The sequence below is a fragment of the Pseudomonas fluorescens genome, from assembly GCF_902498065.1.
Lineage (GTDB): Bacteria > Pseudomonadota > Gammaproteobacteria > Pseudomonadales > Pseudomonadaceae > Aquipseudomonas > Aquipseudomonas fluorescens_BJ.
This window is the reverse complement of sequence record NZ_CABVIR010000008.1, coordinates 204,757-217,222: the sequence shown is the minus strand read 5'-3', so window position 1 is coordinate 217,222 and position 12,466 is coordinate 204,757. Positions and strand designations below refer to the sequence as shown.

The window sequence follows — 12,466 nt, the reverse complement described above, 5'->3', positions numbered from 1 at the left end:
TCTATGAGCTTGCCGCTTTTCCCGCTGAACACGGTGCTGTTTCCTGGCTGCATCCTCGATTTGCAGATCTTCGAGGCGCGCTACCTGGACATGATCAGCCGCTGCATGAAACAGGGCGGCGGTTTCGGCGTGGTGTGCATTCTCGACGGTAAAGAAGTCGGCATCGCTCCGGCAGGTTACGCGCTGGTCGGTTGTGAAGCGCTGATCACCGATTTCAAGCAACAGGACAACGGTTTGCTGGGTATTCGCGTGCAGGGTGGGCGGCGTTTCCACGTGTTGCGCACCGAGGTCCAGCGCGATCAACTGACCGTCGCCGAGGTCGAGTGGCTGGAAGACGAGCCGGAGCAACCGTTGCAGGATGAAGACGCCGACCTCGTCGCACTGCTCAAGGCATTGGCCGAACACCCGATGGTCGAAGCGCTGAACATGGGCACCGAAGCGACCGGGCAACAGTCGCTGGCCAATCAGTTGGCGTACCTGTTGCCGTTCGCCGAAGTGGACAAGATCGACCTGCTGCAACTCGACGATCCGCAGCAGCGACTGGATGCGATCCAGGCGCTGCTCGATGAATTGCAGGGTGAGTTGTTCGCCTGATCAGTAGGCGTATCGCAACATCGCGTGGGGCAAATGTCGCAGCGCGAAGAACCCGAATAATGCCACCATCGCCGGCAACACCAGCCACCAGACCTTGGGTGGCATGGCATTGAGCGGGGTCTGGCGCTGGATCAGCCCCAGGCTCGCCGCACAGACACACGCCGCCAGCATGGCGCCGGCCAGTACGTCCGTTGGCCAGTGCGCGCCCAGGTACACGCGCGACAAGGCAATCGCCAGTGCCGGCAGGCAACCGACCAGCAACCAGGTCAGGCGCATCCGCGGCGGTTGTCCGCGACCGGCCAGAACGGCGAGTGTCAGGAACAGCGCAAAAGAGCCCGAGGCATGGCCACTGGGCATGCTGTAGCTGACCAGTGGATCACTTAGAACCTCCGGGCGCACGCGGGCGAAAAACTGTTTGGTGAAGGTGTTGCCCAGTGCGGTGACGAGCAGGGTGCTGCCGACGAAAATCGCCTGTCGCCATTGCCGGGTCAGCAACAGCAACACGGTCAGCAGGGCGCTGAACAGCAGCATGTTGCGGAATTCGCCGATCAGCGTGAAGGTCACGGCCACTTCATCGAGCATCGGGCTGCGGTGCTCCTGCACCAGAGTCATCACACCCTGATCGAGAGCGGTGAGGTGCGGGTAGCCGATGAACAACCCGGTCAGAATCAGCACACTCATGCCGGCAATCAGCATCGTAGCCTTGCGATGACGGCGCAGGCTGCTGGTCGCGCTCAGGCCGACCATCACCGCGATACTGCCTGCGACGATCCCGGCCTCAGGCCAGAAACCCTCCGGCAATGGCAAGCGAATCGCCGCCCCCGTGGCCCAGCCGGGCAGCAGATAGGCGACGCTCCAGCCGGCGGCGGCCAGCAGGCTTACGGCGACGAAGCGCGGGAAGGGCATGTCGAACATCCCGGCAACCATCGGCAGCATCGGCCTGAGTGGTCCGATGAATCGTCCGACCAGCAGGCTGGCGATGCCATAGCGTTGGAAGTAAGCCTCGGCCCCGGCGATCCATTCCGGGTGGTGACGCAGACCGGGCAGGCGCCGGATGTTCTGGTGGAAATGTCGCCCGACAAAGTAGGAAACGATGTCGCCCAGCACCCCGGCGGTGAATCCCAGCAGCAAGGTTTCGCTCAACGAGAGCGCGCCGCTGCCGGCCAGCACCGCGACGGCAAACAGCAACACCGTGCCGGGTACGATCAAGCCGGCAATCGCCAGGCACTCCACGAAGGCCACTATGAATACTGCGGCGGCCAACCATTGCGGGTTGACCGTCAGCCATCCGGTCACGCTATCGAGCCATGGGCCCATAAAAACAACTCCATTGAATATTCAGATGGTCCCCGTGGACCCGCGCACATCTCGAAGCACAATTGAATCCTGTGGAGCGGGCTTGCCCGCGATAGCGGTATAACAGGCGACATTGATATCAGTCTGCATGGCCTCATCGCGGGCAAGCCCGCTCCCACAGGGATTGCGGAGGCTTAAAGTTCTTTGATTGTTCATGTCAGCACAAAATAATCGCGACCTTCGACCTGTCCCCGCCGCAGCGGGTTCCGCGTGCAATACGGCGCGTAAGCCGCATCGACGAAGCGGTACATCAGGTGCTCATCGCGGCCGTGGGGAATGCCCAGGCGCGTGGTTTGAATGATGTGGCCCGGCTCCGGGCCGACATCTTCCACTAGCAGCACTTCATGATCGAAGCGCTTCGCGTCCCAGACCGGCACCTTCAACCCCAGCGCCTTGCACAGCAGCGTTTGCCCGGCACAGAGCTTTTGCGACGGGCGAGGGCGGCCCTGGGCATCGGGATTGTTCAACAGCATCTGCGCCAAGCTCGCCGGGCCGCTCAATTCATCGACCCATGGATACGCGGATTTGATCAACACAGCATTGCCCGGACCTTCAGCGCTGAAATTCAGGGAATCGCCGCCACGGGCGTAATACATATAGATGTGGCCGCCATCCAGAAACAAAGCCTTACGCTTTTCCGTGTAGCCGAGCGAGGCATGGCTGCCTTTTTCTTCGAAGTAATAGGCTTCGGTCTCGATGATCCGGGCGCTGAGCCACAGTTCGCCGACCCGATGCCGGATGACTTTGCCGAGTAAATCCCGGGCCAGCGTTTGCGCATCCCGGTCGAAAAACGCGTCCGGGAGCCCGATGGGCAGGCCCGCAGCGGTCGCACGAACAGTCAGGTTGGTCATGATGAGCGGCATTTATCACAGCTGATTGAGTCGTGATGATAACAATTTGCAGCTTAATCACGGCTGAACGTCGGCAAATTGGCCTCCATTTCGACCATCCGCCCGTCACCGCTGTTAGTCAGGGGACGCGACAGCTATAATCTGCCGCTTTACTCTTTACCAAGACCTTAGCAAAGACCGCCACCGACCATGACTGAGTCCGTTCTCGACTACATGACCCGCCTGGGTCGCGCCGCCCGCGAAGCGTCGCGCATCATCGGCCGTGCCAGCACCGCGCAGAAAAACCGCGCCTTGCAGGCGGCTGCCAATGCGCTGGACGCCGCGCGTGCCGAGCTGACGGCCGCCAATGAGCTGGATCTGGCTGCGGGTCGAGCCAACGGTCTTGAGCCTGCGCTGCTGGAACGTCTGGCGCTGACCCCGGAACGCATCGACGGCATGATCGTCGGCCTGCGCCAGGTGGCCGCGTTGCCGGACCCGGTCGGTGCCATTCGCGACATGAGCTTCCGTCCGTCGGGGATTCAGGTCGGCAAAATGCGCGTGCCGCTGGGCGTGATCGGGATCATCTACGAATCCCGGCCCAACGTGACCATCGACGCCGCCAGTCTGTGCCTCAAGTCCGGTAACGCGACCATCCTGCGCGGCGGTTCCGAGGCGATCAATTCCAACCGCGCCATCGCCGCCTGCATTCAACGCGGTCTGGCTGAAGCCGATCTGCCGGCCGCCGTGGTTCAAGTGGTCGAGACCACTGACCGTGCCGCGGTGGGCGCGCTGATCACCATGCCTGAATACGTCGACGTCATCGTGCCCCGTGGTGGCCGAGGCCTGATCGAACGGGTCAGCCGCGACGCTCGCGTGCCGGTGATCAAGCATCTGGACGGCATTTGCCACGTTTACGTCAGTGCCCACGCGGATCTGCCGAAGGCCCAGCGCATCGCCTTCAATGCCAAGACTTACCGCTATGGCATCTGCGGTGCGATGGAAACGCTGTTGGTGGATCAAGCCGTTGCCAAAGATTTTCTGCCGTCGATGGCTGCCCAGTTCCGCGAAAAAGGTGTCGAACTGCGCGGTTGCGAGCGCACGCGGGCGATCATCGATGCCGCAGTGGCCACTGAAGACGACTGGCACACCGAATATCTTGCACCGATCCTTTCGATCCGCGTGGTCGACGGGCTGGACCAGGCCATCGAGCACATTAACAAGTACGGCTCCCATCACACCGATTCGATCGTCAGCGAAAACCTTGCCGACACCCGGCGTTTCGTCGCGGAAGTCGACTCGTCGTCGGTGATGATCAACACCCCGACCTGTTTCGCTGACGGCTTCGAATACGGATTGGGTGCCGAGATTGGCATTTCTACTGATAAGCTGCACGCCCGCGGCCCGGTGGGTCTCGAAGGTCTGACCTGCGAGAAGTACATCGTGGTCGGTGATGGCCAGTTGCGCGGCCAGGCGACGGTCTGACTTGGGCGACCTTAATCCGTCGGCCCCGGTAACCGCCAGCGAACCTGCGCCTCGACGTATCGGCATGCTGGGGGGGACGTTCGACCCGGTGCACATCGGCCATTTGCGCGGTGCGCTGGAAGTCGCCGAATCACTGGCACTCGACGAGCTGCGCCTGACGCCGAGTGCCAGGCCGCCTCATCGCGGTACGCCGCAGGTGTCGGCGAAGGACCGTCTGGCGATGGTCGAATGCGCGGTGGCCGGTGTGGCACCGTTGGTGGTGGACGCCCGTGAATTGCAGCGGGACAAACCGTCCTACACCATCGATACCCTGGAACTGATGCGTGCCGAACTGGCCGCTGAAGACCAGGTTTTTCTACTTTTGGGCTGGGACGCATTTTGCGGCCTGCCCACTTGGCACCGCTGGGAAGAGTTGCTCCAGCATTGCCACATCCTGGTGCTGCAACGCCCGGATGCCGACAGCGAACCGCCGGATGCCTTGCGCAACCTGCTGGCAGCGCGCTCGGTGAGCGACCCGCTGGCCCTCAAAGGGCCGAGCGGACAGATTGCATTCGTCTGGCAGACGCCGCTTGCGGTATCCGCCACCCAGATCCGTCAACTGCTGGCCAGCGGTAAGTCGGTACGTTTCCTGGTGCCCGACGCGGTCCTGGCCTACATCGATGCGCACGGACTCTACCGTGCGTCGAACTGAAAAAGGGTGCGCTTCAAGGCACGTGAATGCGTGTAGCGAAGCGCCCGAACATACGAGCAAAACGAGTTTTATATGACGAACAAAGACGTAACTAAAGTAAAGCGCAAAGGCACATTCAAGAGCGCCCCCCTGCCAGTAGAAGTTCCAACCGGCCCTGAGCTGGCTGGCGAAGAACTGGTCAAGGTTGCCGTAGCAGCTCTGGAAGACGTCAAGGCCCAGGACATCCAGGTCATCGACGTTCGTGAGAAGCAAAGCATCACTGACTTCATGATCATCGCCACCGGTACGTCCAACCGTCAGATCGGCGCGATGCTGGACAAGGTCCGCGAAGCCGTCAAAGCCCAGGGCGTCAAGCCACTGGGTGAAGAAGGCAAGGGCGACAGCGACTGGGTACTGCTGGATATGGACGACGTCATCGTGCACATGATGACCGCCTCGGCTCGCCAGTTCTATGACCTGGAGCGCCTGTGGGCCGGTGCAGAGCAGAGCCGTTCGGCCAGCGCTGCGCATCACAGCCCGGAAAACACCCATGAGCATTTCACCAAGCTCAACAAAGACCAGCAATAAGGGACCGCTGTGCGACTGCGACTGATCGCCGTCGGTTCACGCATGCCCAAATGGGTGGAAGAAGGCTGGCATGAATATGCCAAGCGTCTTCCGTCCGAGCTGGCGCTGGAACTGGTGGAAATACCGCTCAACACCCGTGGCAAGAACGCCGACGTGGCGCGCTTCATCCGTCAGGAAGGCGACGCCATGCTGGCCAAGGTCGGGCCGAACGAGCGCGTTGTCACCCTCGAAGTCCACGGCAAGCCCTGGAGCACCGAGCAGTTGGCGGTCGAGCTCGATCGCTGGCGGCTGGACTCGCGCACGGTGAATTTCATGGTCGGCGGCCCCGAAGGGCTGGCGCCGGAAGTCTGTGCGCGTGCGGATCAGCGTTGGTCGTTGTCACCGTTGACGTTGCCGCACCCGCTGGTGCGGATTCTGATCGGCGAACAGCTGTACCGTGCCTGGACAGTTCTGTCCGGCCACCCTTACCACAAGTAGTTCTGCCTCATGTCCCAGCCGATCCGCATCAAGGACCACGAAAAAGACGCCCGTCTGGTGCGTGGCCGCGTCGTGTTCGGGGCCATTGCAGTGGTGGTGCTGATCGGCGTGCTGATCGCTCGCCTGTATTTCCTCCAGGTGATCCAGTACGAATACCACTCGACCCTGTCGGAAAACAACCGCGTCCATGTGCAGCCGATTCCGCCGACCCGCGGATTGATCTTCGACCGCAATGGCGTGGTGGTGGCCGACAACCGGCCGAGCTTCAGCCTGAGCATGACCCGCGAGCGCTCCGGCGACTGGCAGCAAGTGCTCGATGTGATCGTCGAAGTGCTGGAGATGACGCCCGAGGATCGGGTGATTTTCGAGAAGCGCATGCGCCAGGGGCGGCGGCCGTTCGAGCCGGTGCCGATCCTGTTCGAGCTGACCGAAGAACAGATCGCCCGTATCGCCGTGAACCAGTTCCGCTTGCCGGGTGTTGAAGTGGTTGCGCAACTGGTGCGGCATTACCCGCAGGGCGCGCACTTTGCGCATTCGGTGGGTTACATGGGGCGGATCAACGAGAAAGAGCTGAAGTCCCTCGATCCGGTCAATTACAGCGGCACCCACCACATCGGCAAGACCGGCATCGAGCGCTTCTATGAGCCCGAGTTGCACGGTCAGGTGGGTTACGAAGAAGTCGAAACCAACGCGCGAGGCCGCGTATTGCGGGTACTCAAGCGTACCGATCCGATTCCCGGCAAGGACATCGTCCTGAGCCTGGACATCAAATTGCAGGAAGCGGCCGAAGCGGCACTTGGCGGTCGCCGTGGTGCGGTGGTGGCGCTCGATCCGGCGACCGGCGAAGTACTGGCGATGGTCAGTCAGCCGAGTTTCGACCCGAACCTGTTTGTCACCGGCATCAGCTTCAAGGCGTACGCCGAGTTGCGCGATTCCATCGACCGGCCGCTGTTCAACCGCGTGCTGCGTGGTCTGTACCCGCCAGGTTCGACGATCAAACCGGCGGTGGCGATTGCCGGTCTGGATTCTGGCGTGGTCACCGCGTCGACACGGGTCTTCGACCCCGGTTACTACCAACTGCCCAACTACGACCACAAGTACCGTAACTGGAACCGTACCGGTGACGGCTACGTCGACCTCGATACGGCGATCATGCGGTCCAACGACACCTACTTCTATGACCTGGCCCACAAGCTGGGGATTGATCGCTTGTCGGCCTACATGGGCAAGTTCGGCATTGGCCAGAAGGTCTCGCTGGACATGTTCGAAGAGTCGCCGGGACTGATGCCGTCCCGTGAGTGGAAGCGCGCGACCCGTCGCCAGGCATGGTTCCCGGGTGAAACGCTGATTCTGGGGATCGGTCAGGGCTACATGCAATCCACGCCGCTGCAACTGGCGCAAGCCACGGCGCTGGTGGCCAACAAAGGTGTGTGGAACCGTCCGCACCTGGCCAAGACCGTCGAAGGCGAGCGGCCCAAGGATGACAATCCGATGCCGGACATCATCCTGCGTGACCCGTCTGACTGGACCAAGGTCAACCACGGCATGCAGCAGGTAATGCACGGCGCCCGGGGTACGGCGCGCAAGGCCTCGATCGGCGCGCAATACCGGATCGCCGGCAAAAGTGGTACGGCCCAGGTGGTCGCGATCAAGCAGGGTGAGAAGTACGACCGCTCCAAGGTTCAGGAACGCCATCGCGACCACGCCTTGTTCGTCGGTTTCGCGCCGGCCGACAACCCGAAAATCGTGGTGTCGGTGATGGTCGAGAACGGCGAATCCGGTTCCGGTGTCGCCGCGCCTGTGGTGCGCCAGGTCATGGACGCCTGGCTCCTTGACCAGGACGGCCGACTGAAAGCCGAATACGCCAGCCCTATCAGTGCGGAGGCTACGGCCCGTGAAGAGTAATTTCGATCGCATCCTCTCCAGTGAGGATGTGATGCGTCGCCGTGCGACGTTGTTGCAGCGCATGCACATCGACGGCCCATTGCTGATCCTGCTGCTGACCCTCGCCGCCGGCAGCCTGTTCGTGCTGTATTCGGCCAGCGGCAAGAGCTGGGACCTGTTGGCCAAACAAGCCACTTCATTCGGCATCGGCCTGGTGTCGATGATCGTCATCGCCCAGTTCGAACCGCGATTCATGGCCCGTTGGGTGCCGGTCGGTTATGTGGTCGGCGTGCTGTTGCTGGTGGTAGTGGACGTCATGGGCCACAACGCCATGGGCGCCACGCGCTGGATCAACATTCCGGGGGTGATCCGCTTCCAGCCTTCGGAGTTCATGAAAATCCTGATGCCAGCGACCATCGCCTGGTATTTGTCCAAACGCACGTTGCCGCCGCAGCTCAAGCATGTGGGTGTCAGTCTGTTCCTGATCGGTTTGCCGTTCATTCTGATCGTGCGTCAACCCGACCTCGGCACTTCGCTGTTGATCCTCGCAGGTGGCGCATTCGTTTTGTTCATGGGCGGGCTGCGCTGGCGCTGGATCATCAGCGTGCTGGCCGCCGCTGTGCCGGTGGCCGTGGCAATGTGGTTTTTCATCATGCACGACTACCAGAAGCAGCGAATCCTGACGTTCCTCGACCCGGAAAGCGATCCGCTGGGCACCGGCTGGAACATCATTCAGTCGAAAGCTGCCATCGGTTCCGGCGGCGTGTTTGGCAAGGGTTGGCTGTTGGGCACCCAGTCGCACCTGGACTTCCTGCCGGAAAGCCACACCGACTTCATTATTGCGGTGATGGGCGAAGAGTTCGGCCTGGTGGGCATCTGCGCACTGCTGCTGATTTACCTGTTGTTGATCGGTCGCGGGCTGGTGATTACGGCCCAGGCCCAGACATTGTTCGGCAAATTGCTCGCGGGCGCCCTGACCATGACGTTTTTTGTTTACGTTTTCGTCAACATCGGTATGGTCAGTGGCCTGTTGCCGGTTGTGGGGGTACCGTTGCCGTTCATTAGCTACGGAGGAACTTCGCTGGTGACGCTGCTGTCAGCGTTTGGGGTTTTGATGTCGATCCATACCCATCGTAAGTGGATCGCACAGGTTTGAATAAGGTGAAGATTTCAATGCAAGTAATGCGTGGCTGGGCGACTCGATACGCGCCATGGGTCGGCCTGGTAAGCATCCTTGGCACAGCGCAGGACGCGTTGGCCGGCGATTACGAGGGCACACCCCAGGTGGCCGAATTCGTCGGTGAAATGACCCGCGACTACGGCTTTGCCGGTGAACAGCTGATGGGCGTGTTCCGCGAAGCCGAGCGCAAGCAGTCGATTCTGGACGCGATCTCCAAGCCTGCCGAACGGGTCAAGCAATGGAAAGAATATCGCCCGATGTTCATCACCGACGCGCGCATCGCCCGTGGCGTGGATTTCTGGCGGCAGCACGAGGCGGTACTGGCCCGTGCCGAGCAGGAGTATGGCGTGCCGGCCCAGGTGATTGTCTCGATCATCGGCGTTGAGACCTTTTTCGGTCGAAATACCGGCAATTTCCGGGTGATCGACGCTTTGTCGACCCTGGGTTTCGACTATCCTCCCCGTGCCGAATTCTTCCGCAAGGAGTTGCGTGAATTCCTGTTGCTGGCCCGTGAAGAGCAGGTCGATCCCTTGACCCTCAAAGGCTCCTACGCCGGAGCGATGGGCTTGCCGCAGTTCATGCCGAGCAGTTTCCGCGCCTATGCGGTGGACTTCGACGGTGACGGCCACATTAATATCTGGACCAATCCGGACGATGCCATCGGCAGCGTCGCCAGTTATTTCAAGCGTCACGGCTGGGTCGCCGGCGAACCGGTAGTCAGCCGCGCCGACGTGCGTGGCGAGCAGGTGGACGAGGGTTTGACCACCGGCATCGAACCGACTAAAACCGTTGGAGAGTTGCGGGCTCTAGGGTGGTCAAGTCATGATGCGCTGCGCGATGATATGCCGGTCACGGCATTCCGCCTGGAAGGTGACAATGGCCCTGAATACTGGATGGGCCTGACGAATTTTTACGCAATCACGCGTTATAACCGCAGCGTGATGTACGCCATGGCCGTACATCAACTGTCTGAACAGCTGGTACAAGCACGGGGCGTCAAGTAATGCGGGCATTGCCTATGAATAAACCCCTGAAGCTGATGGCATTCGCCACGTTGGCAGTGCTGGTCGCCAGTTGTTCGACCAGTCGCGCGCCGTCTCAGAAATCCACCACCGCCGTGCGCTCGACGCCGGGGCTGGACATCAACCGCGCCCATAAAGATGGCGCGCCGTGGTGGGACGTCGACGTATCGCGCATCCCGGATGCCACGCCGACCCTGCACACCGGCCCTTACAAGGCCAACCCGTACACCGTGCTGGGCAAGACTTACTTCCCGCTGCAGGAATCCAAGACCTACGTCGCCTCGGGCACGGCGTCGTGGTACGGCACCAAATTCCACGGCCAGAACACCGCCAATGGCGAGGTTTACGACCTGTATGGCATGAGCGCCGCTCACAAGACCTTGCCGCTGCCGAGTTACGTTCGGGTGACCAACCTGGACAACAACAAGTCAGTGATTTTGCGGGTCAACGATCGCGGGCCGTTCTACTCGGACCGCATCATCGACTTGTCCTACGCCGCCGCCAAGAAACTCGGCTATGCCGAAACCGGCACGGCGCGGGTCAAGGTCGAAGGCATTGATCCTCAGCAATGGTGGGCAGCCAAAGGCCGTCCGGCGCCTTTGATGCTCAACGAGCCGCAAGTCGCGCAGAATACTGCGCCGACGATTACCGCTTCGGCCGGCACGGTCGAGCAATGGACACCGCCGCCGCAGCAACACGCCGCCGCTGTTGTGCCCGTGCAGATCGATGCAAAAAAAAACGCTTCTGTACCAGCCTCTGGCCAGTATCTGCAGGTGGGCGCGTTCGCCAACCCGGACGCTGCAGAACTGCTGAGATCGAAGCTCAGCGGGATGGTGAGCGCTCCGGTGTTCATCAGCTCGATCGTGCGCAATCAACAGACACTGCATCGGGTGCGCCTGGGGCCGATCGGCTCGCCGGGTGAAATCCAGCAAGTGCAGAACAGCGTGCGCCTGGCCAATCTCGGTTCGCCGAGCGTGGTCACCGCCGAGTAATACGTAGTACTTGATTGACGGTTCACTTGCGGTTTTGGGGGGTGAACCTGGTTGTTGGCTCGTTGAAGAACAAAAGCCCGGCAAGGGTTCTGAGTGAACGACTGAACACGCGATGGCCCGTTAGAAGGTCATCTAGATTAGTTTTGCCTTCGGGCAGTTTCCATTAGCGATTTCGAGAGACGGATGAACATCACCACCTTTGCCAAACGCCTGTGCCTTCTAGTCCCGCTGCTCCTCTCGCCTGCCGCCTTCGCGGTCGAGATGATGCCGTCGCCGCCACAACTGGCCGCCAAAGCCTATGTGCTCATGGATGCCAGCAGCGGCAACGTGCTGGTCGAGAACAACGGTGACCAGCGTCTGCCGCCTGCCAGCCTGACCAAGCTGATGACCGCGTACATCGCGACCCTGGAAATCCGTCGCGGCCAGATCGGCGAAAACGACCCGGTGACCGTCAGCGAAAACGCCTGGCGCACCGGCGGTTCGCGGATGTTCATCAAGGTCGGTTCGCAAGTGACGGTCAGCGACCTGTTGCACGGCATCATCATTCAGTCGGGTAACGACGCCAGTGTTGCGCTCTCCGAGCACATCGCCGGCAGCGAAGACGCCTTCGCCGACATGATGAACAAAACCGTGGCCGACCTGGGCATGACCAACAGCCACTTCATGAACCCGACCGGTCTGCCGAACCCTGAGCACTACTCGTCGGCTCACGACATGGCCGTGCTGGCTCGTGCAATCATCCACGAAGACCCGGCTCACTATGCGATCTACTCGCAGAAAGAGTTCTTCTGGAACGGCATCAAGCAACCTAACCGCAACCTGCTGCTGTGGCGCGACAAGACCGTTGACGGTCTGAAAACCGGCCACACCGACGAAGCCGGCTATTGCATGGTGTCTTCGGCTGTCCGTGATGGCATGCGCCTGATCGCCGTGGTGTTCGGCACCAACAGCGAAGTGGCACGTGCTTCGGAAACCCAGAAGCTGCTGACCTACGGTTTCCGTTTCTTCGAAACCCAGACCTTCTATCAGAAAGGTGCCGAGCTGGCCCAGGCGCCTGTCTGGAAAGGCAGCACCAATCAAGTCAAGGCCGGTCTGGCTGAAGACCTGACCATGACCCTGCCAAAAGGCCAGCTGAAAAAGCTCGCTGCCAGCATGACCATGAACCCGCAACTGGTTGCGCCAATCGCCAAGGGCGACGTGATCGGTAAAGTCGAAGTCAAACTGGACGACAAGGTAGTGCACAGCGCTGACCTGATCGCTCTGGATGGCGTTGAAGAGGGTGGTATCTTCCGTCGCATGTGGGATAGCATCCGTCTATTCTTCTACGGCTTGTTCAACTGAATTAGTGTGCACCTGCATGGTCCCGCGCTCATCCGGCGCGGGGGCATGCC

At 61.1% G+C, this 12,466-nt stretch carries 12 protein-coding genes; 10 read left to right on the top strand and 2 right to left on the bottom strand.

Features of this window, described 5'->3' with window-relative positions; genetic code table 11:
- Positions 1-3: 3 nt before the first annotated feature.
- Positions 4-594 carry an LON peptidase substrate-binding domain-containing protein gene (locus tag F8N43_RS24665; RefSeq protein ID WP_150638411.1) on the top strand — a complete coding sequence of 197 codons (591 nt, stop codon included), beginning with the start codon at positions 4-6 and terminating at the stop codon, positions 592-594.
- On the opposite strand, the gene F8N43_RS24660 is transcribed toward F8N43_RS24665, so the two are convergent.
- Both F8N43_RS24660 and F8N43_RS24655 read right to left on the bottom strand, forming a co-directional pair.
- Positions 595-1,911: a bifunctional DedA family/phosphatase PAP2 family protein gene (locus F8N43_RS24660; protein WP_150630365.1), complete on the bottom strand. Its 1,317-nt coding sequence runs from the start codon at positions 1,909-1,911 to the stop codon at positions 595-597.
- Between the two features lie 191 nt (positions 1,912-2,102).
- Positions 2,103-2,801: a DNA-3-methyladenine glycosylase gene (locus tag F8N43_RS24655; protein WP_150630366.1), complete on the bottom strand. Its 699-nt coding sequence runs from the start codon at positions 2,799-2,801 to the stop codon at positions 2,103-2,105.
- A 189-nt stretch (positions 2,802-2,990) separates the two neighbouring features.
- Between F8N43_RS24655 and F8N43_RS24650 the strand changes: the two genes are divergently transcribed.
- The 9 genes from F8N43_RS24650 to F8N43_RS24610 all read left to right on the top strand — a co-directional run bounded on the left by F8N43_RS24650 (position 2,991) and on the right by F8N43_RS24610 (position 12,416).
- Complete coding sequence (locus F8N43_RS24650) at positions 2,991-4,262, top strand: glutamate-5-semialdehyde dehydrogenase (RefSeq protein WP_150638409.1); 1,272 nt, start codon at positions 2,991-2,993, stop codon at positions 4,260-4,262.
- A gap of 1 nt (position 4,263) precedes the next feature.
- Entirely contained in the window at positions 4,264-4,953 is a 690-nt protein-coding gene (gene nadD, locus F8N43_RS24645; protein ID WP_150630368.1) for a nicotinate-nucleotide adenylyltransferase, read from the top strand.
- 72 nt (positions 4,954-5,025) lie between these two features.
- Complete coding sequence (gene rsfS, locus F8N43_RS24640) at positions 5,026-5,520, top strand: ribosome silencing factor (RefSeq protein WP_150630369.1); 495 nt, start codon at positions 5,026-5,028, stop codon at positions 5,518-5,520.
- Between the two features lie 9 nt (positions 5,521-5,529).
- Positions 5,530-5,997, top strand: coding sequence for a 23S rRNA (pseudouridine(1915)-N(3))-methyltransferase RlmH (rlmH, locus tag F8N43_RS24635; RefSeq protein WP_150654495.1), 468 nt, complete (start codon positions 5,530-5,532; stop codon positions 5,995-5,997).
- A 9-nt stretch (positions 5,998-6,006) separates the two neighbouring features.
- On the top strand, positions 6,007-7,902 hold the full coding sequence (gene mrdA / locus F8N43_RS24630; protein ID WP_150630371.1) for a penicillin-binding protein 2: 1,896 nt from the start codon (positions 6,007-6,009) through the stop codon (positions 7,900-7,902).
- Between the two features lie 31 nt (positions 7,903-7,933).
- On the top strand, positions 7,934-9,037 hold the full coding sequence (gene rodA, locus F8N43_RS24625; protein ID WP_191623650.1) for a rod shape-determining protein RodA: 1,104 nt from the start codon (positions 7,934-7,936) through the stop codon (positions 9,035-9,037).
- A gap of 17 nt (positions 9,038-9,054) precedes the next feature.
- The gene (gene mltB / locus F8N43_RS24620; protein ID WP_150630373.1) at positions 9,055-10,065 is read left to right on the top strand and encodes a lytic murein transglycosylase B; all 1,011 of its coding nucleotides are present in this window, start codon (positions 9,055-9,057) and stop codon (positions 10,063-10,065) included.
- On the top strand, positions 10,065-11,075 hold the full coding sequence (locus tag F8N43_RS24615; RefSeq protein ID WP_150630374.1) for a septal ring lytic transglycosylase RlpA family protein: 1,011 nt from the start codon (positions 10,065-10,067) through the stop codon (positions 11,073-11,075). The genes mltB and F8N43_RS24615 overlap by 1 nt, the downstream gene beginning before the upstream one ends.
- 183 nt (positions 11,076-11,258) lie before the next feature.
- The gene (locus F8N43_RS24610) at positions 11,259-12,416 is read left to right on the top strand and encodes a D-alanyl-D-alanine carboxypeptidase family protein (protein WP_008035100.1); all 1,158 of its coding nucleotides are present in this window, start codon (positions 11,259-11,261) and stop codon (positions 12,414-12,416) included.
- The last annotated feature ends 50 nt before the right edge of the window (positions 12,417-12,466 follow it).